Source organism: Roseibium sp. AWQ4_254, assembly GCF_056161025.1.
In genome coordinates this window covers 38,642-62,233 of record NZ_JBSWYH010000029.1, presented here as the reverse complement: position 1 = coordinate 62,233, position 23,592 = coordinate 38,642, and the positions used below count along the sequence as shown (strand labels likewise).

Here is a 23,592-nt window from a genome sequence, read left to right as displayed (position 1 = left end):
CGTCTGCGATAGACGCAGTCACGCCCTCAGAGGCAAGAAACTACTTCGCTGCCGCAGGATATGAGCCGGAGTAAGCGGGAAACGCTCTAGAATATCGTGCGAAAAGTCCGCGCCAACGGATGACATTCGGCGCCTCGTCTCACCCCTGCAGCGGCGCCGTGCTCTTGCGCGCCACCAGCCAGGGTTCCAACTGAACTTTTTCAGCTTCCGGCGGGGCGCCGTTCAGGAGGCTGATCAGCAGATGGGCCGCCTGTTCGCCGACCGCCCGGCGGGGTTGGTGGATGGTGGTCAGCGGCGGCACAAAATGGGCGGCAATGTCGATATCGTCATAGCCGGCCACCGAACAATCCTCCGGCACCCGCACGCCCGCCTCAACCAGTGTGGAGATAAAGCCGAAGGCAGACCGGTCGCTGCCGCAGAACACCGCTGTCGGCCGGTCAGGCAACTCCAGCCAGGCGGCCGCCGCACGCGCACCGGTCGCAAGGCCATAATCGCCTTCGAACATCCAGGCAGCGCCCCCATCCTGCCCGGCCGCATTCAGCCTCTGGCGAAAGCCGTCCAGCCGGTCCCGGCCCGGCTTGTGGGTCAAAAGCCCGCTCACATGGCCGATTTTCCGATGGCCGAGCTCCAGAAGGTGAGACACGGCCAGATCTGCCCCCAGCCGGTTATCGATCACCGCAATCGGCACGTCCGGGTCATCACTCCATTCCCCGCAGGCCACGATGGGCGGCAGTTTCGGGCTTGTTGCACGGATGCCCGCAACCGAGAACTGCCCGTCCATGATGACGATGCCGTCGCAATTGTTGGTGCTGAAATAATCGTTGATCCGGGCCTGGGACATGGCGGGCTTGCGGGTATCGGCAATCAGCACCTTCAAATGGCTGTCGGCGCAAACGGTCTCGATCCCCTGCAGGATGTTGGAAAAATGGGAATTGCCGATATCCGGCACCAGGGCCACGACCGTGCCGGTGGCCCGCCGGCGCAGATTGCGCGCCGCGTGATTGAGCACATACCCGGTCTGCACGACCGCTCGTTCGACCTTGTCCCGGGTTTTTGGCGACACCTGTTCCGGCGCGGACAAGGTCCGGCTGACGGTCGCCGTTGACACCTCGGCGGCACGGGCCACGTCGTGAATGGTGGGAGATGCTGATGGAAGACCCGGTTTCGGCATGCTTTTGTCTGACTTTTGTTTGACTTTCGGTTTTACACGTCAAAGCCACGGGCTCAAAGCCCCTTCACACCCCGGCCCGCCCGGGCGGCCCTTGCACGTTGTGCCTCCCCCCTTACCGGTTTGGCTTATGCCGGAACGGTTCTGTCCGAGCCTCTTTTGATCTACTCTCCTTTTATGGAGGAAACACATCATCTCAAGGCCCAGCTCGACCTGATGCAGGCCGCGCTGGATCATATCAACCAGGGTTTCACGGTGTTTGACCGGGATCTCAGGCTGGTCGCCTGGAACCGTGGCCTGAATGAAATGCTCGACATGCCAGCGGATATTATCCAGCGCGGTGCCCATCTGGAACAGTTCATCCGGGTGAATGCGGAACGGGGGGAATACGGCACCGGCGATATTGAAGGCAAGATCGCCCGGCGAATCGAACGGGCCAAGCGGTTCGAGCCCCATTATTTCGAACGGGTCCGGCCCAATGGCCAGATCATTGCCGTTTCCGGAACCCCTCTGCCCCAGGGCGGGTTTGTCACCATCTATTCCGACGTTACCGAAGAACGGCGCAAACAGGAAAGCCTGGAAAAGACGGTTGAAGAGCGCACCCGGGCCCTGCGCCAGAGCGAAGACTGGCTGCGGCTGGTCACCGACAATATTCCGGCTCTCATCGCCTATCTTTCCCCCGGCCCGGTGTTCCGCTTTGCCAACCGGCGCTATGCGGACTGGTTCGGCCAGTCGGTTGCCTCCATTGCCGGGCGTCTGGCGCCCGAGGTGATCGGATCCGAACTTTTTGAAGAGATCCGGCCCCATATCGAACACGCCTTTGATGGCAATGCGGTCAGCTATGAATATCAGCGCGACCGGCCTGACGGGTCCAAAGCCTATATGCGCTCCACCCTGATCCCGGACATGACCGTGGATGGCCGGACCCTCGGGATCTTTGTGCTCTCCCTGGACGCGACCGGACAGAAACAGGCGGAGGAAACGCTGGTCCAATCCCAGCGCATGGATGCGGTCGGCAAGCTGACGGGCGGGCTCGCCCATGATTTCAACAACCTTCTGACCATCCTGATGGGCAATCTTCTGACCCTCAGCCGCATGGAAGCGCCTCTGCAAAAAGACGCCCTGGACCAGAAACTCACACCCATGCTGGAAGCGGCCAAACGGGGCACAGACCTGATCCAGCGTCTACTGGCCTTCAGCCGGGGCAAGGCAGTGGATCCGCAAACGGTTGCCCTGGCCCAGCCGCTCAGCAATGCCGGCCGTCTTCTTGACGGCAGCCTGCCCGCGTCCATCACCCTGGTCACGGAGGTTTCAGACACGGGCATCGGGGCCAGGATCGATCCGACCCAAATGGAAACCGCGCTGATCAATCTGGCCTTCAATGCCCGCGACGCCATGCCGGAGGGCGGCACCCTGTCCCTCACCCTGGACGGCACACAGCTGGACCGGCGCGAAGCCGATGAGCTGGGCGTGCCGTCCGGCCGCTATGGGCGCATCACCGTGACCGATACAGGCCTGGGCATGGATGAGGACACGCGGCTGAAGATTTTTGAACCGTTCTTCACCACCAAGGCCTTCGGCACCGGCAGCGGCCTTGGCCTCTCCATGGTCTACGGCTTCATCCGCCAGTCCGGCGGCGCCATTGCCGTCGACAGCCAGCCCGGCAAGGGCACGACGCTGACCCTCTATCTGCCATTCCATCCCGCCCCCGACACGTGCGGTGAACCGCACTCGTCTGCGGCAGACCCGCCACATCTGCCCGGACAAGGCGACCTGCTGCTGCTGGTGGAGGATGACCCGGACGTGGCCACAACGGTGAGCGAACAGCTGCAACGGCTCGGCTTTGCGGTGCTGCGGGCCGAAGGCACGGAGGATGCGCGGCAGCTGGCAATTGACCTGCCCGATCTGAAGGGGGTTGTCAGTGACATCATCATGCCCGGACAGGCCAACGGATTGACCCTGGCTAGAGAGATCCGCCAGCACCGGCCCGACCTAGGCATTGCGCTGATGAGCGGATATGCGGACTGGTCGGAGCTGACCGGCCAGGATACGGCCTGTGAATTTCCGGTCTTGGCGAAACCTTTCGCAGATGATCAACTGGCCGCCACCCTGCAAAAGATTCTCTTCCGCCCGTCAGCTTCCAACCCCATATGAGACCGACCTTGCAGACACGTGCCGCGCCGCAGACAGCTCTGACCGTCTTCATCGTCGATGACGAGCCGGATATCGGCCAGTTGCTCCAGGACGCCATGGACCAGTTCGGCATGCGCGGGGTGGTTCATACGACTGCCACCGCCCTTTTGGCCGCCCTGGATGTGGACACACCCGACGCCTGCATTGTCGATCTCGGCCTGCCCGATATGGAAGGCATGGCCTTGATCAACGAAATCCGGCGCAAGTCTTCGGTTCCAATTCTTGTCCTGTCCGCACGCGGCCACGCCACAGACAGGGTCATGGGCCTTGAACTCGGCGCGGATGACTACGTGGTCAAACCCTTCGACCCACGGGAAGTGGTCGCCCGTATCCGCTCCATCCTGCGCCGGTCTGCAGAGCCACAATCGCCCACGTCTCCCGAGCAAGCCTGTTTTGAGGGATGGGTCTACCAGCCGGCCAGCCACAGCCTGATTTCTCCGGAAGGGCAAGAAACCTTCCTGTCCACCGGTGAGGCAACGCTGCTGGAAGCGCTCTTGCGGGCACCTAAACGGGTGCTTTCGCGGGACTATCTGCTGGAGCATGGCGGCCGGGATGAAAGCCTCGACCGGTCGATTGACGTGCGCATCTCACGCCTGCGCAAGAAACTTAACCGCAAGAACGAGCCCGCCCATATCCGGACCATCTACGGCTCCGGCTATATGTTTGCGACCGGCGTGACCTGGAAAAGCTGAGTTCGGGCAGCGAAAGAGAAATCCGCCCCAGAGCATCGGACGATAAGTTTGCAAGACGCTCTTATGGTGTCCCGCAAGGACGGACGCCAACCAGCGTCGGTCCTTGCGGGAACAGTATTAGAAGCTCAGGGAAATATCCCTGTGATAGGACAGACACCCGGCCACATCGAGAGCCATTCCGGTCGGCAAGCGCGGCTGCTGTCTGAGGCCGATATTGGCGGCAACCGCGGCATCATATGTCTGCAGCACCGGAAGCAGTTCTTGCGCGCCCTTCTGACGCCAGGCCAGATCGGCCTGAAGCGCAGCAATCGACTTGTCGATTTCCGCGACCGCCTTCGCCGCATCCGGTTGGCGGCTGCGCATAATTTTGCGCGCTTCCGTCAGCCCCTTGCGAATGTCGCTGGTGCCCTCGGCATCCCCAACCTTGGAGCGCATGGCCGCAATCGCGTCAACAGCGGCTTCCGGCTCCAGACCCGGGATCTGCTCCTTGAGGGCCTCCAGCTCCGGCCCGAACGCGGCAACCTTATCCGCATCGCCCAGAACCGCCTTCAACTCCAGCACCGGCTCATAGGCCTGATCCACCGTGCGGCGGTAGGACCGGCGGGCATTTGTCTCCTGCTTCTGGATTTCAGCGAAGGTGCCATAGACCTCATCCCAGTCATCCGGGATCTCGGCCAGGATCGCGTCATGTTGTTCCTTCAGCTGATCAATGGTGGCCTGGGCGCGGGCGCCCTGTTCCGCCGTATAGACCCGATTGTCACCGGACCGGTCGACAATAACCTGAAGGTCAGCAATCCGCTCGTCCACCCTGCGGGCGTCCCGCTCCAGGGCGCGCACCTTGATGTGCACCGGCCGGTAGTCACCGGAAACGGCCGCCACATCGCCTTCCGCATCATGGATGGACTGCATGAGCGGCAGGGCCTCACGGGCTTTTTCAAAGCCTTCTGTCAGGTTCTTCTGCAGTTTTTCCGGCAGGTAGCTGATATCCGCCCCGGCTGCCGTGTCGATGGCCTCCAGAATGCTGGTGCCATTTTGCTGGAAGTCCTCATAGACGAGCTGTTCCATGCAATATTGTAGGCGCGGGTTTTTCGGGGGTGGTGCCGTCTCCGACAACAGGGTTGAGCGGTTGGGCAGATAGTTCACCAGCTGCGGATAGAACCCGACGATGCCGAGCGCCACCAGCTGCAGGGCAATAAAGGCAATCACGCCTTTGTACATGTCGATGGTCTTGACCACCGCAGGGGCCACCCCGCGCAGATAAAAGAGCGCAAAGCCAAAGGGTGGTGTGAGGAACGAGGTTTGAATGTTCAGACCGATCATCACCCCCAGCCACACGGCGGTGACGTTGGCAGACGGGTCTGCCAACAGGATCGGCGCCACGATGGGCACGACCACCACGGCAATTTCGATGAAGTCGAGAAAAAAGCCGAGCACGAAGATCACCAGCATGACGATCAGGAACTGGGCCCAGAACCCACCCGGCAGGCCTTGCAGGAAGTTCTTGACCAGTTCTTCGCCGCCAAAGGCCCGGAAGGCCGAGGTGAGCATCGCCGCCCCAAGCAGGATGATAAAAACCAGCGACGTTGTTTTCGCCGTTTCGATCATCACACCGCGCAGCGTGTCTTCCAGTTTAAGCGTGCGCCAGCCGGACCAGAAGATCGCGATCAGCAGCAGGGAGACCGCAATCACGGCCAGTACCAGACCAAGCACGTCCTGGCTGGTGTTGATCAGCTTGATGTTCACTGCACCGATGAAGCTGACGACAACCGCAATGGTGAGCAGGCCGACAATGGCGATGATCGCCGGGCTGTAGGCTCCGCGCTCGCCGTCCCGCAGTCGGTAACCGGCCATGATCGTGGCGCCTACAGCACCGATGGCGCCCGCCTGGTTCACCGTTGCTACACCTGCAATGATCGAACCCAAAACCAGGAAGATCAGAGCCAGCGGCGGCACCAGGGTAAGCACAACCTTGCCTGCGAACTGACGGGTAAACGTGCCTTCCTCATGAACGGCCGGAGCCGCTTTCGGGTTCATCAGGGCGAAGCCGAGAATGAAAAGCATATAGAGTCCGACCAGAACCAGGCCTGGCAGGAAGGCGCCCAGAAACATTTCGCCGGCACTGGTTGAAACGACCGCATAGTCCGATGGCATGGACAATTCGCCGGTGCTCGCCTTGTAAAGCGTCTGGCGCAGGGACCCGGCCTGATCAACCGCGCTGGCCAGCTGGTCCGCCAGAATGATGAGCACGATCGACGGGGGAATGATCTGCCCCAGCGTACCGGAGGCCGCAATCGTGCCCGTGGCCAGCGGCACGGAATAATTGTTACGCAGCATGGCCGGCAGGGAGATCAGGCCCATCGCCACAACGGTCGCCCCGACAATGCCGGTGGTGGCCGCCAGCAGCGCACCAACAAAGACAACGGAAATGCCGAGACCACCGGGCACGGGGCCGAACAGGCGGGCCATGGTGACCAGCAGGTCCTCAGCAATTTTCGAGCGCTGCAACATGATGCCCATGAAAACGAAGAGCGGAATGGCAATCAGCGTATCGCGCTCCGCCTCCCAGTAGATGCCGCGAAAATTGGTCACGCCCGCGCTCAGCCACTGTCCGGGGCCGCCATGGGAGAAGAAGGCATCCGGGTCTCCGGCAAACAGATAGCCCGACCCGGCTGCGATGCCGATGGTCAAGATGGCGGATCCTGGCAGCGCGAAGGCGACCGGGAAACCCGAGCCGAGCGCAAACGCCATCAGGAGAACAAGAAGAAGAAGGAAAAACAGTTCCATATCAGGAGATCTCGCCGGGCCTTAATTGACAGGATGGTTATCGTGGTCCCGCCCGCCCGGCTCGCCGCGGATATCGGCGACGGCGTCGAGGAAATAGGACACGAACTGAACCAGCATTGTGACGGCGAACACGCCCAGGAAGCCTGCCATGAGATATTTCACGTAGAGACCAAAACCGGCCTGCGTGACTTCATAGGTCAGGATCGGGCTGTTGATGATGTTCTGCTTGCCCCCCATGCCGATCACCAGAATGACCGTGCAAAGGGTCATGCCCAGAATAACGGACCCGATGGCATTCACATACCCTTTGGTCTTCGCCTTCATGCCCGCATAAAAGACGTCGACGCGCACATGCCCCTCTTCCTTGAGGGTGTAGGCGCTGGCGAACAGGAACAGGGCTGCATACCAAAAGCGCACAAGGTCCGCGAGGAACGCCTGTTCATAGGAAAAGACAAAGCGGCAGATCACGATCAGCAATTCGGCCACCACGACCAGCAGCGCCAGCCAGGGAAAACCGAGGGTGCGGCGGATCAGAAGCGCCAGGACGACAGAAAGGCCGATCAGCGGCATGTGCACATAGGCGCCGCGGAACCTGGACTTGCCCAGCTCATGGGCCAGTGTCTCTCCGGTGACGCCTGGCAGCAGATCTTCAACCCGCAGGAAAGAGATCACGGTGTCGGTAATGGCAACGATCACCACGGCGAAAAACGCCGCGCGGATCAGGAAGGCGTTGAGGGCGCTGATACGCTCGGCGTCTTCCCGCAATGTCTTGCCCCTGGTGAAGACATAGGTGATCGCCCAGAGCAGGAAGGCCGCATAAAGGCCCAGCTGCAGCCACGACCACAAGATCGGCATGGACCCGTTCGCCGGCTTGCCGAAGATCGGATTGATGCCGGGCAGGTTCTGCCAATACGTGAGATAATTATTCAGCAGGAACGCTGCCATGATCGCCAGAACGATCCAGCCAAAGAGGCGGAAGATGCGGGCACTGCCGGGAGTGTGATCGCCGGACTTCATGGCAGGCGAGCCGTCTTGAACCGTGTCCAAGGCCGTCATCGTGGCTTTGCCTTCTTGTTTTTTCTAAATGAAAGAGGGACGGGATCGCTCCCGTCCCTTCAGGAAATTTACCCGCTTAGGACGGAATGCCCAGCACGCGGTTCCGCTTGTTGGAGTAGGCAACATCAGAGATTGCCATCCAGCTGCCGATTTCCTGGCGCGCATTGATGACCGCTTCGAAGATCTTCTTGGACAGCGGGGAATGATCCATCGCTTCTTCCAGAACTTCCTGGGAAGCTTCACCGAATGCGTCATAGATTTCGTCGTTGAACTCGCGCAGTTCAACGCCGTGCTCATCGATCAGGCGTTTCAGGTAGACACCGTTATTGGCGTTGGTTTCAGCCATGGTGTTGGCGTTTTCCTCGGCACAGGCCGCCTTGATGATCTCCTGATCGATCTTGTCGAGACTGTCCCACCAAGCCTTGTTGGATCCAAGTGTCAGCATGGAACCTGGCTCATGCATACCCGGATAGTAATAGTACTTGGCCGCTTCATAAAACTTCATGAAGTAGTCATTGAACGGACCGACCCATTCGGTCGCATCGATCGCACCTGAAACGAGGTTCTCATAGATCTGGCCGCCCGGCAAAGACACAGGAGACGCGCCCAGCTTCGCCATCACGTCGCCCCCCTGACCTGGGATGCGCATCTTCAGACCTTTCAGGTCGTCGGCTGTTTCGATTTCCTTGTTGAACCAGCCGCCCATCTGGACGCCGGTGTTGCCCATGGCGATATTCTTCAAGCCGAATTCGCCTGCAAGTTCGTCCCAAAGCTGCTGCCCGCCGCCATATTTGATCCAGGCGTCCATCTCGGTCACGGTCAGGCCGAAGGGAATAGCCGTGAAAGCCGCCCAGCCAGGATGTTTGCCCTTCCAGTAATAATCAGCGGCAATATAGGCTTGCGCGTTGCCGGAGGCGACTTCATCGAAGGAGTCAAACGCACCGACGCGCTCGCCAGCAGCAAAATACTGTACGTTTAGGCGGCCCTCGGTCAGTTGGGAAATACGTGCCGCCAGACGCTGTGCGGGAATACCGAGACCCGGGAAATCCCGCGGCCACGTGGACACGATCACCATGTCCTTGACACCCTGAGCGATTGCCGGCGCTGCAAGCGCTGAACCGGCTGCAACACCACCAGCGCCAATACCAGCCTTTTTGATAAACGAACGACGATCCATTAGTTACCTCCCTAATTGGACCAGTTAATTCAGGACCGGAATACACCCTTGCACCGATCTCGCCGTATGTCTAGTTGACTGAACTACAGGAAGGCTATTCGTGGTTCTGCGCATACTCTCCGTAGTACTACTGAGATCCACGCAATAGCACGCAAACAACGCAACCCCTTGCGCAATATGAGGGCATCTTTCGTGACGTTTAAGACAAAATTGCTGCTGATCACGATTGTGCCCCTGATCGCGGTGTCCTTCCTGATCGGCGGGGTGACCTACTTTCAATCACGCAAGCTCATCGATGCCGAAACCCGGTCGGTCGAGCAGCGCATTCTGACGGCAAAGCGCCAGGAAATCCGCAACTATGTCAGCCTGGCATTGACGTCCATCAAACAGACCTACGAAGATGAACCGAACGGACGGGCCGCAGCCCAGAAAGAGGTCAAGGAGATCCTCCATAACCTGACCTTCGACCATGACGGCTATTTTTTCGTCTACACGCTCGATGGCACCAACATCGTCCACCCAAAGCTGCCTTCTCTGGTCGGCAAGAACTGGTGGGATCTTCAGGATGACAATGGCGACTATGTCATCCGGAATCTGATTGCCGAAGCCAAGAACGGTGGTGGCTTCCATCAATATGTCTGGCACAAGCCTTCTGTCGGCTATGTGGCAGAGAAACTCGGCTATGCCATTCTTCTGGAAAAATGGGGCTGGATGCTGGGCACGGGCCTTTACACCGATGACATAGCCCGCGAGGTGGCCTCGATCCGGGCGGATATTGCCCAGAACATCCGCCAGACCCTGCTGGTCACCTTTCTGATCTCCCTTGCCGGAATTCTCACCTCCGGCGCCCTGATTGCCGGAGTGCGCTTTTCCGAACAACGCTTTGCCGACAGCAGACTAAAGGAACTGACCGGCCAGATCTTTCACGTGCAGGAACAGGAGCGCAAACGGGTTTCGACCGAGCTGCATGACAGTATCTCGCAGCTGCTCGTCTCCGTGCGCTATGGCGTGGAGATGATCCACAGCGAGGCCGACTGCGATCTCGGTCTGCGGGGTCATGCCGCCAAATGCCTCAAGACCCTCGACGGGGCCATTGCTGAAGTCAGACGGATCTCCCGGGATCTGAGGCCGAGCGTTCTGGACGATATGGGCCTTGCGGCCGCACTTGGAAACCTGGGCAACGAAATCGAAAGCAGGTCAGGCATTAATGTTGAGGTGAATGCGGACCAATGTCACAGCCGCTTGTCCGACGGAGCCAAGACGGCTCTTTACCGCGTGGTGCAGGAATGCATGACCAATGTGGCACGCCATTCCAAGGCGGACCAGGTTAACATCACTCTGAAAGTGCGGGGCCATACGCTCACACTGTGTGTGGAGGACAATGGCGTCGGCCTGCCCAACCCGCTGCCGAAAACCGGCGGCCTCGGCTTCCGCAACATGCGCGAGCGGATCGAATCCTATGACGGCAAGCTGATACTCAGCCGGCCCAGTGCCGGAGGAACCCGGATCAAGGTACAAATTCCGCTGGACAATGTGGCTGAAAAGGCAGCATGAAGCGGAGATGCCCCTGACGACGACCTCCTCACTAGAAGCTGGCAAACCGATCCGTATTCTTCTGGCCGACGACCATGAACTGGTCCGCGACGGCATCCGCGCCCGCCTTCAGAAAGTTCCCGATCTGGAAGTGGTCGGCGAAGCCACCAATGGCCGCGAGGCCGTGGCCATGACCAAGGCCTTGAAACCGGACATCCTTTTGATGGATGTATCCATGCCCGTCATGAACGGGCTGGAGGCGGCTTCCCAGGTGCGTAAGGCGCAACCGGATGTCGCCGTGCTGATCCTGTCCATCTATGACAGTCCGGAATATGTGCGCGGCGTCGTTCAGGCTGGCGCGCGCGGCTATATTTTGAAAGATATTTCTGCATCGGAAATGATCACGGCAATCACGAGCGTTGCCTCGGGCGGCTATTTCTTTTCCTCCGCCATCGGCCCGACACTTGTCGGGGCCAGCGCCTCGGCCCCGGTGGAAGACCCTTACGGGCTTACGGAGCGCGAGCGCCAGGTGCTGCGGGAAATTGCCAAGGGCCATCCTAACAAGGAAGTGGCTACAGCCCTCGGCATCAGCGTGCGCACGGTAGAATCGCACCGTCTCAACCTGCGCGAAAAAGTCGGCAGCAAGAACGCCGCCCAGCTCTACCGGGTGGCCCAGGAGCTGGGCCTGCTGGAATAGCCCCCCGGCACACCCTTTCGGCTGCAGGCTACCCCCAGCCAACCGTGGCAATCAGCAGCGTGATGCCGAGCAGGAACACGATGGCCCCCCCGACAATTTCGATCGCCCGGTGGACTTTGCCCGCCATGGGACTGCCTTCCCCGAAAAGGCGTACAGCCAGATCCTTGGCGCCAACGGCCAGTCCCGCCAGAGAAGACACGGTGATCCCCGTGCCGACAGCCATGGCCAGGGTGGCGACAATACCGGCGCCGATCAACCCCTGGGACAGGGCAAAGACCAGAACAACAAGCGCCCCGGTGCAGGGCCTGAGGCCGACGGCCAGAATAATCGACCCGGCCCGGGCCAGGGTGATCTTGCCCTGAACCATGTCCGGTGTTGGCGCGTGGGCATGCCCGCATGTTGAACAGACCCCATCGGCACCGATCTCATGATGGTGGTCATGCCCGTGAGAATGACCGTGCTGGTGCTGCCCATGAGCGTGGGCATGGGCATGTGCATGGTGTCCGTGACCATGGCTGTGACCCGCTTCGTGATCATGTTCATGCCCGTGGTCATGCACATGGACCCCGGTCGGCGCGCCAGCCAAGGCCAACCCGTTCCCGCTCATGCGCGCAGCAAGTCCGGACAGGAGCGGGCGGAAAGCTTTCTGCCAGAGCAGCCATCCACCCAGCCAGATGATCAGAAGATAGGAGCCGACCTCGAACCACCAGGCGGTGTCCTGGATCGCAACGCTGGTCAGGTTGAAGACAATTGCCAGGCCGCCCACCAGAACAATGGCCGTCAGCGCCTGGGCAAAGGCAGAGGCGAAGGATAGGACGATCCCCTTGCGCAAGGTCTCGTTGTTGGCCACCACATAGGACGTGATCACCGCCTTGCCGTGGCCGGGTCCGGCGGCATGAAAAATGCCATAGAGAAAGGAGATGCCGATCAGCAGCCAGCCTGCATGCGGGTTGGTGCGGAAGGCCCGCAGGCTGGAGACCAGCTTGTGGTAAAACTCCTTCTGCTTGAGAGCGATCGTGCCGAAGATCCGGTCCAGAAGGCTGATATGCACATTTGCCGAAACGGCCGGATCAATCACGGCGACGGCCGTCGACGCGGCAACATCGCTGGCCCGGCGCGTTGCAGGCGCTGCCGGTTGTGATCCGGTGGCGCTTGCGGAGGTCCCGGCCTTGTCTGCCGCCTCAGCAGGAGCAGCCATTGGAGCTGCCCCTGAGCCCGCCTCTGCGGAAGGGAGCGAAGCCGCACCATCAGTGGTACCAGCCTCAGCTGCAGCGGTCATTGCGGACCCGGCCACATCGGCGCTTTCACTCGCGGACCCCGTTGTGCTCCTGACGGCAGACCCGGTTGCACCTGCAGCTGCTTCGGACGACGAGGCCGTGGAAGGGGCAGGCGCACAGTTGACGATCATCTGGTTGACCTGACTGTCAGCAGCCCATTGCAGCTCCGGCGGCAGGTCCCGCTGATCCGCCCCTATCTGGGCGAGCGCATACGCAGTCGCATCATCCAGGGGCGGCGGTGCCTTGCGTGTCACTTGACAGGGACCCGGCGCATTCACTGTCCCGACTGCGTCGGGCGTATCAGCGAAGCGGAAGTCGACAAAATAGGTCGGGTCGTAAATATCAAGGGTGATCGGGTGAGTGGCATCGGTCGGCTGTTTCAAAGGCAGAACGAAATGCAGCTCCAGAAGATCAACGGTCTGGGAAATGGTATCCCCATTCATCTCCTGACTTTCCTTCATAGCCGCGAAATCTTCCGGCTTCATGACCCAGTATTTATCCATCGGCACCGTCACCACTTCCATCCAGTAGCTGGTGGGCAGGGTGAAATCGAGTTCAACCTTGGTGTTGTCGCCGAAGGTGAAGAAGCCGTAATCGGCCATGCTCTCCACGTTGATCTTGGCCAGATCGTGCAGTTCTTCGCGGGAATAGACCCCATCCTGGTTCTTGTCGAACCCCTGCATGGCAAAGGCGCTGAACGCGTCGTCGAAACGGAATACATGCTCAACGGACACCGCTTCGCCCTTGTCGTCGAAAATCAGTTTCGACCGGGTTTCAACAAACACATGCGGGTGCGCGAAGGCGCTGGCAACAGACAGGAGCAGGAACGCCAGGCATGCGGTAAGTTGCCCTGCCAGCGAAGGAAGGGCCTGACGGGAAAGGGCGGGGGAACAACGCACCGGGTTCACCTATCTCGTGGGATGTATCACGCCTAAATGGCATGCGCCGCTCTCTGTGACCACAGAAGACGGCAGGAAAATGGCTGCCAATCCTTCCGTACCGCAAAATTGAAAAGGAACAAAATATTCAACAGATAGCATAATTTGAAAATTTTCACCTCAGATTGATCTATATATCGGGATAAAGAAGACAATTTTATTGCCTGAAAGGCTAAAATATTCGCAGTCAAAAACAAATGGCAGAACCAGACATGAATGCCTTGCACACATCTGTTTATCCCAGCGCCGTCTTCGACCATCCGGAAATGAAAGGTCATGAGAACGTCGTCTTTGTGACCGACCGGGACAGTGGCCTGAGCGCGATCATCGCGGTTCACGACACCACGCTGGGTCCTGCTTTGGGCGGGTGCCGGGTCTGGCCGTATGAAAAACCGGCCGATGCGCTGACCGACGCCCTGCGCCTGTCCCGTGGCATGACCTACAAGAACGCCCTCGCCGGCCTTGGCCTTGGCGGCGGCAAGGCGGTCATCATCGCCTGCCCACGCAAGGACAAGACCCCGGCAATGATGGAAGCCTTCGGCCGCCATCTGGAGCGCCTTTCCGGCACCTATATAACTGCGGAAGATGTGGGTGTTTCCACCGGTGATATGGAAGCCGTGGCCAGCCAGACCGGGCACGTGCGCGGCACACAGGCTACCGGACTGGGCGATCCGTCTCCCTACACCGCCCTCGGCGTCTTTGAAGGGATCAAGGCCTGCGTCCGCCATGCCTTTGAAACCGGCAGCCTTGCTGGCAAGACGGTCTCTGTGCAGGGGCTTGGCCATGTGGGTTTTGACGTTGCCCGCCAGCTTCATGATGCCGGGGCGAAACTGATCGTGTCCGACATTCATGCCCCGGCGGTGCTCCGGGCGATTGAGGAATTCGGAGCAACCGCCGTCGATCCGGGCGAGGCTCACCGGGTGGAGGCCGATATCTTTGTACCCTGTGCCCTGGGAGCAGGCCTGAATGCCCGCACGATCCCGCAGATCAGCGCCCGTATTGTCGCAGGCGCCGCCAACAACCAGCTGCAAACGCCAGCGGACGGGATCGCTCTGAAACAGCGCGGCATCCTCTATGCGCCTGACTATGCGATCAATGCGGGCGGTGTCATTTCCATTGCCCTCGCCGAACCGGGCGGAGACGATCTGAAGGTGCGCGAGAAAACGCTCGCCATCGGCAACACCCTCGCCCGCATATTTGAACGCGCTGACCAGGAAAACACCACGCCGGAACGGGTCGCAGATACTCTGGCCGAAGAACGCCTGCAAGGTGCCCGGGCAACCAACTGAGCCGCAAGCTTTTGTGGCAAGAAGAGCCGTGGGGAACGGCGGTCAGACCGCCGTTTCAAAAAAGATCCAGGCCCCTCTGTCAGGTCAGGAGCAACGCTCTTCCGCGGCAGCCTTGAACATCAGCCGCACCTGCCTCTTGGCATCTTCCACCGCCGTTTCACCCATTTCCCCATAACACGCGGTCACGCCCTCATGGAGCATATAGAGAGTAGTGGCAAACTGATCGCGGCCGCTGAGAAACCCGAAAAACGTCAGCAATTCACCCTTGTGCCGGGCCACTGTGGCCTTGATGCTGGCACTGTCCGGATTGGCAGCAAGGGCCTGACGGAAAAAACACTCCTTGCCCTGGGTGGCCCGCATCCAGCCGCCCAGCTTGTCGAACAGCTGTTCGGCTGCAGCAAGGCCCGGGGTCCCGGCACCTTCCTGCACATAGGCCAGATATCTTTGGTGCCGGTATTCAAGAGCCCCAAGGATCATGGCTTCGCGGGACGGAAAATAACGGTAGAGAGTGCGCATACTGACACCCACTCCAGCGCGCAGGTCCGGCACGCTCGGGTCCGCAAATCCCCGGCTCCAGAACACTTGTTCCAGACCGGCGGCGATTTCATTCTGGGTGTTTTTCATCGGCGCAGACTGATACGCATCAAGTGTATTTGCAAGTCAAACTTCCGCGACGTTTTCACACCCGCTCAACGGGCGCCCCCACAAGCCTCAGCACTCGGGTGTCCTGGAAGCACATTCAACAAGAAAGTCTACGAAGGCCCGGACTTTGGCACTTAAATGACGCCGGTGCGGATAAACCGCATAAATGCCGCGCAAGGGCTCTTCATAGTCCTCCAGAAGAACCACAAGGTCCCCCTTCTCGATATCTTTCTCGACAAAGAAATGGGGTGTGCGCAGGAAGCCGAGCCCGGCCAGCCCGGCCTCGCGGGCCGCAGCCGCACTGTTGACCTCCAGCGGGCCTTTCACCGGAACGGTGAACCTTTCCCCGCCTTCATAAAAAACCCAATTCTGCTTGTTGCGGTAGTTCGTATCGACAAGACACGGCCGGGTCGCAAGATCCGCCGGAACTCTCGGCACGCCATAGCGTTCAATGACTTGCGGCGTTGCACAGACCAAAATCCGGAACGGGGTGATCTTGCGGGCAATTAGGCTGGAATCTTCCAGTTGCGTCACCCGCACGGCCAGATCAAAGCCCTCCTCGACCATATCGACAAACCGGTCTTCCAGGCGCAGATCCAGCTTGATCTCGGGATACTGAACCAGAAACTGCATGATTGCCTTGTTCAGCATATTGTCGCCCATCGACCGGGGCGCAGACACCTTGAGGCGGCCCCGGACTTCGCGATGGGTGGATTGCACCGAGGCCTGAAGATCATCGATCCGCTGCAGAATTTCGGCCGCTTCCTTGTAATAGGCTTCCCCGACCTCGGTCAGAGATACCTGCCGGGTGGTCCGGTTCAGGAGCCGCACACCCAGTTCGTCCTCCAATTCACCCACATATTTGGAGACAAGCGCCTTGGACCGGCCCATCTCCCGCGCCGCCGCTGAAAACCCGTTGGAATCGACCACTTGAATAAAACAGCGCATACGCGTGATTGCGTCCATCAGGTTTCCTTTCGCCTAGGGCCCGGTCCACCTTGATTACCTGATTTGACGGCACGGGGTCAAAGCAGCGACGGGCTCGAAACCGCTACCCCGCCTGCGGCCTGCGGCGCAAGCCGAACCTGCCAAGACCAACAAGAAGACGCATGAGCAAAAGCCCAGCTAATGCACCAGCCCCGGCGCATACAAAGCCCGCAAAGGTGACCGGCGCTGCAGGCTCATAGGCTTGCGCCGTGGCCTGGGCCAGTTGCGGATCGAACCTGCGGGCAACCACGGCAAGCCGCTGCAAGGGACCGGCCGTTTGAAGCTGCACCTGCTGCTCTTTCAAGCGGGCCAGGCGTTCATCGGCCAGAGCCATGCTGTCGCCCCGGGCCCGGATGAACGGATCGTCCGCCGCCCGTTGCCGGGCAATCGCTTCGGAAATGCTCAAACCATAGCGCGCCGCGTCCCGGCGGAAATCGGCCAGCACCTCTTCCAAAGCATCAATGGCCCCGCCGAGCCGTTGCCGGTATTGCTGGGAAAATTCCGGCAATTGAGACGTTGCCGTACCGCTGAACAGCATGGCCAGAAGAAGGAAAATCCGTACCGTCACCGCCTTTACTCCTCCAGGCTGATGATCCCCGCTTCGCCCGCCTCGGTGCCGAACGCCAGCCTGCTTCCTTGCCGGTCCCAGCCCATGGAAGAAACAGGCCCCTGACCCGGCCGCCGCAGCAGAACCTCGGCCTGATCGGAAAACCGGCACATGAGAATGGACCCGTCCTGATAGGCAACCGCCACCACGTCTTCCTGGGGATGACAAGCCACCGCCGTTACCAGCAGATCAGAGCGCCCCCCCAATTGCAGGGGCGATTGCCCCATGGGACCTGTCTTCCCGGAAAAGGGCCACAAGATGGCGGCATTCGCGCCCGAAGTCGCCAGATAGCGCCCCTTGAAAGACCAGCTGAACGACTTGACCTTCGCCGGATAGCCGCTCATGCGCATGTCCTGCGCATCGGACAGGCGCCATCCATGGAGGGCATTTTCCTGCATGCATGTGACAAGATATTTGCCGTCCGGTGAAAAATCCGTGGCGAAATGCGCACCTTTCCAGGTCAACTCCGCCGGGGCCCCATCCGTGCCCGGCCACCACAGCGTTGCCCCGTCATAATGGGCCACGGCCAGCCGTGTGCCCTTGGGCGCAAAGGCAAGACCACCAACAGCGCCATTATGGGTGAGCTCCTTTTCCCGGCCATCGCCGAGGATCACCCAGGCGACCCGGCCACTGGAAAAGGCAAGCCCCCCCGAAGCCGAGGTAGCGATCAGGTCGAGCCACTTGCGGGACCGTTCGGCCACAAGCTCATGGGATCCGTCCTGGCCACAGCGGTAGACACAGCCATCGTCGCCGGAGGTGATCAGCGAAAGCCCATCCTTTGCAGGCTCAGCGGCCAGCAGTCCGGCCTTATGCAGTTTCAGGACCTTTTCCCCCGCGCCGGACAAGGTCACATCACCTTCCCCGGACGCGAAATAGGCACAGTCTTTCAAGAACCCGGCCCGGACCACAAAGCCGCCGGTCTCAATGGGAGCAACAATTGGCACGTCTGATCAGCCCTGCTCGGCGCGGCACGCCTGGAAGCTCTCTTTCAGAACATCCCAGTTGAGATCCCGGCCGATGAACACAAGCCGGCTTTCGCGGGGTTCATCCTCTTTCCAGTCGCGCTGGTGATTCCCTTCGACAATCATGTGAACCCCCTGAATGACATAACGCTCCGGATCCCCCTTGAACGCCAGGATGCCCTTCATGCGCAGAATGTTCGGCCCCTGAACCTGGGCCACCTGGTTGATCCAGGGGAAAAACAGCTCCGGGTTCAGATCCCCTGCGGTCAGCGAAATGCTCTTGACCGAATGAGGATTGTCATCGTGATGGTGGTGATGGCCGTGGTCATGCGCGTGATCATGCCCATGGTCATGATGGTCATGATGGTCATGATCGCAGTCAGGCCCGCAGACATGATCATCCTCGGCCTCGCCCAGAAATTTCGGATCAAGGGTCAGGATCCGGTCCAGATCAAACGCCCCCCGGTCCAGAACCATGGAAATATCGATCCCGCAACGTTCACTCCGGTGGAGAACCGCATAAGGGTTGATTGACCGGATGCGGGCCTCCACGGTGCGGATCTCGTCCGCAGACACAAGATCGGTCTTGTTGATCAGGATCACATCGGCAAAGGCAATCTGGTCCTCGGCTTCTTCCGTGTCTTCAAGGCGCTGCAACACATGCCGGGCATCGACAACGGCAACAACGGCATCCAGCCGGGCGGAGGCCCGCACATCATCATCCATGAAAAAAGTCTGCGCCACGGGCGCCGGATCGGCCACACCGGTGGTCTCCACGATGATGCCGTCGAAAGCTCCCTTGCGCTTCATCAGGTTCTGCACTGTGCGGATCAGGTCTCCGCGCACGGTACAGCAGATGCAGCCATTGTTCATTTCAAAGATTTCTTCGTCGGATTCGACAAGCAGGTCATTGTCGATCCCCACTTCCCCGAACTCATTCACGATGACCGCATATTTCTGGCCGTGCTGTTCGGACAGGATCCGGTTGAGAAGGGTCGTTTTTCCGGCACCGAGATAGCCGGTCAGCACGGTGACCGGAACCTGTGCCTGGGTGTCCTGTGTCAAAGACATGGCGAAACTTTCTGGCTGAATCAAAGGCTGGCCCGCCTGCTCCGGCAGGCCCGCCCCTGAAGGATTGCAAAGAGACAGAGCCTCTCTGCCTGCGGGCCCTGGAACGCAACATGCTTCAGGAAAGGAGTGTGCCCGCCCGGACGAGAAAGGTTGTTTTGCGGGCTATATAAGCATAATGGCAGCTGAATGGGAGGGACGCCGGAATTTTTCTGTGGCAACGGTCAGGCCGCAGCCCTCCGCCCAGCAAGAGGGCCGATGCGAACAGTTCTGCCGCGATCCGGTCTTTCCAGACGCCGTACCGAAGCGCTAGGTTGCGCGCAACACACAAAAAGATCTCAGGGAGCAACCGATGCTGAAGACGATCAGCGGATTTGACCGGATCGGGGAAGAAAACGCCTTTGCGGTTCTGGCCCGGGCAACAGACTTGGCCGCCCAGGGCAGGGACATTATCAATCTGGGCATTGGCCAGCCGGATTTCAGCACACCGGAGCATATCGTGGAAGCAGCGGTGAAGGCCCTGCGGGACGGCCATCACGGCTACACACCCGCCCCCGGCATCGCCCCCTTGCGCGAAGCGGTCTGCGCCGATCTCCACAAGCGTCACGGAGCCGAGACCGACCCGGGCAATGTGATGATCGTGCCCGGCGGCAAGGTCACCATGTTCATGGCGATCCTTATGTTCGGCGAACCCGGCGTTGAAATCCTGTATCCGGATCCGGGCTTTCCAATCTACCGCTCGATGATCGAATTTACCGGAGCCACACCGGTTCCGGTGCCGATCCGTGAGGAAAACGGCTTCGCGTTTTCAGCCGAAGAAACCCTCTCCCTGCTGTCGGACAAGACCCGCCTGCTGATCCTCAACTCCCCGGCCAATCCGACCGGCGGCGTCACCCCGCGCGCCGAAATCGAGGCCCTGGTGGCCGGGCTGGATGCCTGGCCGGATACCGCCATCCTGTCGGACGAAATCTACTCCCAGATGACCTATGACGGCACGGAGCACGTGTCCCTGCTGCAATTTGACAGCATAAGAGACCGGCTGATCCTGCTGGACGGCTGGTCCAAGACTTATGCCATGACCGGCTGGCGCATGGGGTTCTCCCTCTGGCCGGACGCCCTGGCCGACAAGGCGCGCAAGCTTGCCGTCAATGCCTGGTCCTGCGTCAATGCCCCGGCGCAGATGGCAGGCCTGGCCGCCCTCACCGGTCCTCAGACAGCCGTTGAGGACATGGTGCGCGAATTCGACAGCCGCCGGAAAACCATCGTGGAGGGGCTGAACGCACTTCCTGGCATTTCCTGCCGGACGCCCTTTGGCGCCTTCTATGCGTATCCGAACATCAAGGACACTGGCTGGAAAGCCAAGGAGCTTGCCTCTACGCTTCTGGAAAAGCAGGGCGTTGCAACCATCGGCGGACCAGATTTCGGCATACTCGGAGAAGGCTACATCCGACTGTCTTATGCGAATTCAACCGAGAATATCCTGCGCGCCCTTGAACGAATAAAGCAATTCCTTGCAGAATAAGACTACAGAAAAATACCAATACTAGGCTCAATACGAATATAAAAATATCTCTCTTTCCAAAAAAGGAGATATGACACAAAAATATCCCTAAGTAAGATATTTTTTAATCTTCCTGCGCCTTTAATACCTCCTCGGTTACACCTGCTTAGGCCGATACGGGGAGGCAATTCGTGGAGAGTTTTACACTCGACCTGGAAAAATCCTTCGGGGACCTGAACGAAAGCGCTCTGATCACCCGGCCGGACAGAACCATTGCATTTGCCAACCGGGCAATGGAACGGTTGCTGCGTGTCGGCGCGGGAGAGCTGACCGGAACCACCGCCAAGCGTTTTATCGCCGACCCCGCCCAGTTTGAGGCCATGGGAGAGTTCTACAAATCCCCGCAGGATCTGGGTCATCGCAGGCAATTGCCCCTGGACGTGATCCTCGGAGACGGAACCCGGACCGAGCTAGAGGTGGTCAGCTCACCGCTGTTCGATATCGATCAGACCCTGAAGGGGCTGTTGTTCATCGCCTGGGATGTCAGCGACCGCAAACAGCTTGAAATGAAGCTGAGCGACATTGCCCTGACCATGGAAGATGCCCTGGAGGCCATTCCGGAAGGGTTCGCGCTCTATGATGCCGAAGACCGGCTGATCATCTGCAATGAAAACTACCGGGAGATCTATGCCAGCTCTGCCCCTGCCATGTTTCCGGGCAACCGGTTTGAGGACATTCTGCGCTTCGGACTGAATCGCAAACAATACGACACCGGCGGCCTGGACGACGACACGTGGCTGGCAAAGCGGCTTCAGCAGCACCAGTCAGCCGATGGATCGATCCTTGAACAGCAACTGGAGGACGGCCGCTGGCTGCGCATTGCCGAAACCCGAACCCAGACCGGCGGCATTGCCGGCATCCGCGCCGACATCACGGAACTGAAAGAGGCAAAAGCCCTCACGGAAAAAGCCTACCGCAACCTGCATCTGATGGCCGACAGCCTGACCGCCTGCGTGGGAGAAGTGGCACTGGACGGCAGCTGCCTCTACCTCAACAAGACAGGGTGCGAATGGTTCAACGGCACAAGCGAAGAGCTGATCGGCACCCGCCTGCGGGAAAAGCTGCCCTGGAACGAAAGGGATGCGATCCGCACACTCTTAATGACCGCCCTTGGCGGCACCACGGCAACCGCCGAAGTGAGCCTGCACTTTCCTGATGGAATTTTCCGGGAATGCCAAGTGGATTGCAATCCGCGCTTTAACGCTGATGGCGCCGTCGACGGCCTCGTTGTCCTGATCAATGACATCACGGACCGCAAGAAGACCGAGCAGACGCTGTCCGAGCTATATTCCATCACCTCGACTCGCGCTCTGAGCCATGAAGACAAGATCCGGGAAATCCTGCGGCTCGGCTCCGCCCATTACGAATTGCCCTTCGCCATCATCAGCCACGTGAATGAGGGGCACTACACAATCAGCCACGCACACAGCCCGGACAATGCGATCACACCGGGCCAGACCTTCCCGCTCAAGGACACGTATTGCACCCTGACGCTGGCTGCAGATGAGCCTCTGGCCACCACCAATGCCGCCAACTCGAAGTTTGCCGGGCATCCCTGCTACGAGATTTTCGGCCTCGAGACCTATATCGGCGCCCCGCTTCTGGTGGACGGAGAGGTCCACGGAACAATTAATTTCACCGCTCCGGAAGTCCGCAAACGCCCCTTCACACCCGCAGATATTCAGATTGTCCGGCAATTCGCAGATTGGATCGGCCATGAGATTGCCCGCCAGCGGGATCATCAGGCCCTGATGGATGCAAAGATAAACCTGGAAAGGATTGCCAGCATCGACGACCTGACCAAGATCTTTAACCGCCGCGCCCTCCTGGAACGCGCCGCCACTGAAGTTCAGCGTTTCCGCAGAACGGAACAGCCCTTCACTGCCGTCATGATGGATATCGACAAATTCAAACTGATCAATGACCAATATGGTCACGCGGCAGGAGACGATGTCCTGAAAACCTTTGCCAATGTGGTGGGGGACGAATTGCGCGCTGTCGATATTTTCGGCCGGGTGGGCGGTGAAGAATTCTGCGTGGTTCTGTCCGCAACCGGGCTTAAGGATGCCATGACGGTGTGCGAAAGGCTGCGCAAGAAAATCATCTCGCACTGCCAGAAGGACTATATCGAGCAGACCATTACATGCAGCCTGGGGCTTGCGCTCTCCTGCCCGGAGGACGTGGATTTCTCCACCCTCATGCAGAAGGCCGACACCGCTCTTTACGAGGCCAAGACCAGCGGCCGTAACAAATGCGTCGCTTACACGCCTGCTCTCGCCCCGTCCCCTGAAGAAGACTGACAGCACCCGGGTACACCCGGCATCCTCCAAGCCACAAACTGCCGTAGGGGATATGTCATTAAATTTCACCTGAGCGCCGTTTCTTTGACGTCTTGAAAACATAGGCGTAATATTTTTGAAACCGAGCGGGCAAAAACGAAAAATATTCGAGAATCGAAATAATCAGAAAATATCTCCCGTTCCATCATTTCCGTGATCAAACCCCATCCTGCATCACCGGAATACGAAAGGGAGGACATTTTGTTCAAAAAAATACTGACTCCAATCGATCTGGGCCACGCGGACAAACTTGAAAAAGCAATCTCCGTGAGCGCCCAGATTGCCGGCACAAACGGCATTCCCGTTGTCTTTGCCGCCGCCACGGCGGCTGCCCCCAGCGCAATGGCGCATACGCCGGAAGAATTCCGCGGCAAGCTTGACCGGTTTGCCCAGCAGCAGGCCAGCAAACACGGGATCACAGCCTCCGCCCACACGATGATCGCCCATGATCCGGCTGCGGAACTGGAGCCTGCGCTTATGAAAGCCATTGCCGAAACCGGAGCCGACCTTGTGGTCATGGCAACCCATATCCCCAATGCGGTGAACCATGTCTGGCCCTCCAACGGCGGACGCATCGCCTCCCACGCAGATGTCTCTGTCTTTCTCGTCAGATAACAGCTCC

Annotated in this window: 18 protein-coding genes; 8 read left to right on the top strand and 10 right to left on the bottom strand. The window is 59.6% G+C overall.

The window, feature by feature from the left end; all coding sequences use genetic code 11:
• Positions 1-139 precede the first annotated feature (139 nt).
• Positions 140-1,171 (bottom strand): LacI family DNA-binding transcriptional regulator, encoded by a 1,032-nt coding sequence (locus tag ACXAIC_RS20070; RefSeq protein WP_475184312.1) that lies wholly within the window; start codon positions 1,169-1,171, stop codon positions 140-142.
• Positions 1,172-1,345: 174 nt separating this feature from the next.
• Here ACXAIC_RS20070 and ACXAIC_RS20065 point away from each other — a divergent pair, with 174 nt between their 5' ends.
• Both ACXAIC_RS20065 and ACXAIC_RS20060 read left to right on the top strand, forming a co-directional pair.
• Positions 1,346-3,322, top strand: a complete 1,977-nt coding sequence (locus ACXAIC_RS20065) for a PAS-domain containing protein (RefSeq protein ID WP_475184308.1) — start codon at positions 1,346-1,348, stop codon at positions 3,320-3,322.
• Between the two features lie 8 nt (positions 3,323-3,330).
• Positions 3,331-4,053: a response regulator transcription factor gene (locus ACXAIC_RS20060; protein ID WP_475184306.1), complete on the top strand. Its 723-nt coding sequence runs from the start codon at positions 3,331-3,333 to the stop codon at positions 4,051-4,053.
• A 117-nt stretch (positions 4,054-4,170) separates the two neighbouring features.
• On the opposite strand, the gene ACXAIC_RS20055 is transcribed toward ACXAIC_RS20060, so the two are convergent.
• The 3 genes from ACXAIC_RS20055 to ACXAIC_RS20045 all read right to left on the bottom strand — a co-directional run bounded on the left by ACXAIC_RS20055 (position 4,171) and on the right by ACXAIC_RS20045 (position 9,070).
• A complete protein-coding gene (locus tag ACXAIC_RS20055; RefSeq protein WP_475184302.1) occupies positions 4,171-6,837 on the bottom strand; it encodes a TRAP transporter large permease in 2,667 nt (888 codons plus the stop codon).
• A gap of 21 nt (positions 6,838-6,858) precedes the next feature.
• Positions 6,859-7,893, bottom strand: a complete 1,035-nt coding sequence (locus tag ACXAIC_RS20050) for a TRAP transporter small permease subunit (RefSeq protein ID WP_475184300.1) — start codon at positions 7,891-7,893, stop codon at positions 6,859-6,861.
• A 76-nt stretch (positions 7,894-7,969) separates the two neighbouring features.
• Positions 7,970-9,070: a TRAP transporter substrate-binding protein gene (locus ACXAIC_RS20045; protein ID WP_475184298.1), complete on the bottom strand. Its 1,101-nt coding sequence runs from the start codon at positions 9,068-9,070 to the stop codon at positions 7,970-7,972.
• A gap of 192 nt (positions 9,071-9,262) precedes the next feature.
• Here ACXAIC_RS20045 and ACXAIC_RS20040 point away from each other — a divergent pair, with 192 nt between their 5' ends.
• Positions 9,263-10,624 carry a cache domain-containing protein gene (locus ACXAIC_RS20040; protein ID WP_475184297.1) on the top strand — a complete coding sequence of 454 codons (1,362 nt, stop codon included), beginning with the start codon at positions 9,263-9,265 and terminating at the stop codon, positions 10,622-10,624.
• Between the two features lie 7 nt (positions 10,625-10,631).
• Positions 10,632-11,300, top strand: coding sequence for a response regulator (locus ACXAIC_RS20035; protein WP_475184294.1), 669 nt, complete (start codon positions 10,632-10,634; stop codon positions 11,298-11,300).
• A gap of 28 nt (positions 11,301-11,328) precedes the next feature.
• On the opposite strand, the gene ACXAIC_RS20030 is transcribed toward ACXAIC_RS20035, so the two are convergent.
• A complete protein-coding gene (locus ACXAIC_RS20030) occupies positions 11,329-13,476 on the bottom strand; it encodes a HoxN/HupN/NixA family nickel/cobalt transporter (protein ID WP_475184291.1) in 2,148 nt (715 codons plus the stop codon).
• Between the two features lie 236 nt (positions 13,477-13,712).
• On the opposite strand from ACXAIC_RS20030, the gene ACXAIC_RS20025 reads away from it, so the two are divergent.
• Positions 13,713-14,804, top strand: coding sequence for a Glu/Leu/Phe/Val dehydrogenase dimerization domain-containing protein (locus ACXAIC_RS20025; RefSeq protein ID WP_475184290.1), 1,092 nt, complete (start codon positions 13,713-13,715; stop codon positions 14,802-14,804).
• A gap of 84 nt (positions 14,805-14,888) precedes the next feature.
• Here ACXAIC_RS20025 and ACXAIC_RS20020 read toward each other — a convergent pair whose 3' ends face one another.
• From ACXAIC_RS20020 to ACXAIC_RS20000, 5 genes are all read right to left on the bottom strand, one after another.
• Positions 14,889-15,428: a TetR/AcrR family transcriptional regulator gene (locus ACXAIC_RS20020; protein ID WP_475184288.1), complete on the bottom strand. Its 540-nt coding sequence runs from the start codon at positions 15,426-15,428 to the stop codon at positions 14,889-14,891.
• 87 nt (positions 15,429-15,515) lie between these two features.
• Positions 15,516-16,412 (bottom strand): LysR family transcriptional regulator, encoded by an 897-nt coding sequence (locus ACXAIC_RS20015; protein WP_475184287.1) that lies wholly within the window; start codon positions 16,410-16,412, stop codon positions 15,516-15,518.
• A gap of 85 nt (positions 16,413-16,497) precedes the next feature.
• Positions 16,498-17,001: a DUF2937 family protein gene (locus ACXAIC_RS20010; protein ID WP_475184285.1), complete on the bottom strand. Its 504-nt coding sequence runs from the start codon at positions 16,999-17,001 to the stop codon at positions 16,498-16,500.
• 5 nt (positions 17,002-17,006) lie between these two features.
• A complete protein-coding gene (locus ACXAIC_RS20005) occupies positions 17,007-17,984 on the bottom strand; it encodes a WD40 repeat domain-containing protein (RefSeq protein WP_475184281.1) in 978 nt (325 codons plus the stop codon).
• A gap of 6 nt (positions 17,985-17,990) precedes the next feature.
• Positions 17,991-19,073, bottom strand: a complete 1,083-nt coding sequence (locus tag ACXAIC_RS20000; protein ID WP_475184279.1) for a CobW family GTP-binding protein — start codon at positions 19,071-19,073, stop codon at positions 17,991-17,993.
• A 349-nt stretch (positions 19,074-19,422) separates the two neighbouring features.
• Between ACXAIC_RS20000 and ACXAIC_RS19995 the strand changes: the two genes are divergently transcribed.
• The 3 genes from ACXAIC_RS19995 (at position 19,423) to ACXAIC_RS19985 (ending at position 23,585) form a co-directional block, all read left to right on the top strand.
• Positions 19,423-20,592 (top strand): pyridoxal phosphate-dependent aminotransferase, encoded by a 1,170-nt coding sequence (locus tag ACXAIC_RS19995; protein WP_475184277.1) that lies wholly within the window; start codon positions 19,423-19,425, stop codon positions 20,590-20,592.
• Positions 20,593-20,762: 170 nt separating this feature from the next.
• The gene (locus tag ACXAIC_RS19990; protein WP_475184276.1) at positions 20,763-22,931 is read left to right on the top strand and encodes a diguanylate cyclase; all 2,169 of its coding nucleotides are present in this window, start codon (positions 20,763-20,765) and stop codon (positions 22,929-22,931) included.
• Positions 22,932-23,171: 240 nt separating this feature from the next.
• Complete coding sequence (locus ACXAIC_RS19985; RefSeq protein ID WP_475184274.1) at positions 23,172-23,585, top strand: universal stress protein; 414 nt, start codon at positions 23,172-23,174, stop codon at positions 23,583-23,585.
• Positions 23,586-23,592 lie beyond the last annotated feature (7 nt).

Bases quoted from the DNA above. Each gene is read 5' to 3' on its own strand.
- ACXAIC_RS20070 (WP_475184312.1), bottom strand. From the start codon at position 1,171: ATGCCGAAACCGGGTCTTCCATCAGCATCTCCCACCATTCACGACGTG.
- ACXAIC_RS20065 (WP_475184308.1), top strand. From the start codon at position 1,346: ATGGAGGAAACACATCATCTCAAGGCCCAGCTCGACCTGATGCAGGCC.
- ACXAIC_RS20055 (WP_475184302.1), bottom strand. From the start codon at position 6,837: ATGGAACTGTTTTTCCTTCTTCTTCTTGTTCTCCTGATGGCGTTTGCG.
- ACXAIC_RS20050 (WP_475184300.1), bottom strand. From the start codon at position 7,893: ATGACGGCCTTGGACACGGTTCAAGACGGCTCGCCTGCCATGAAGTCC.
- ACXAIC_RS20045 (WP_475184298.1), bottom strand. From the start codon at position 9,070: ATGGATCGTCGTTCGTTTATCAAAAAGGCTGGTATTGGCGCTGGTGGT.
- ACXAIC_RS20035 (WP_475184294.1), top strand. From the start codon at position 10,632: ATGCCCCTGACGACGACCTCCTCACTAGAAGCTGGCAAACCGATCCGT.
- ACXAIC_RS20025 (WP_475184290.1), top strand. From the start codon at position 13,713: ATGGCAGAACCAGACATGAATGCCTTGCACACATCTGTTTATCCCAGC.
- ACXAIC_RS20020 (WP_475184288.1), bottom strand. From the start codon at position 15,428: ATGAAAAACACCCAGAATGAAATCGCCGCCGGTCTGGAACAAGTGTTC.
- ACXAIC_RS20015 (WP_475184287.1), bottom strand. From the start codon at position 16,412: ATGGACGCAATCACGCGTATGCGCTGTTTTATTCAAGTGGTCGATTCC.
- ACXAIC_RS20000 (WP_475184279.1), bottom strand. From the start codon at position 19,073: ATGTCTTTGACACAGGACACCCAGGCACAGGTTCCGGTCACCGTGCTG.
- ACXAIC_RS19995 (WP_475184277.1), top strand. From the start codon at position 19,423: ATGCTGAAGACGATCAGCGGATTTGACCGGATCGGGGAAGAAAACGCC.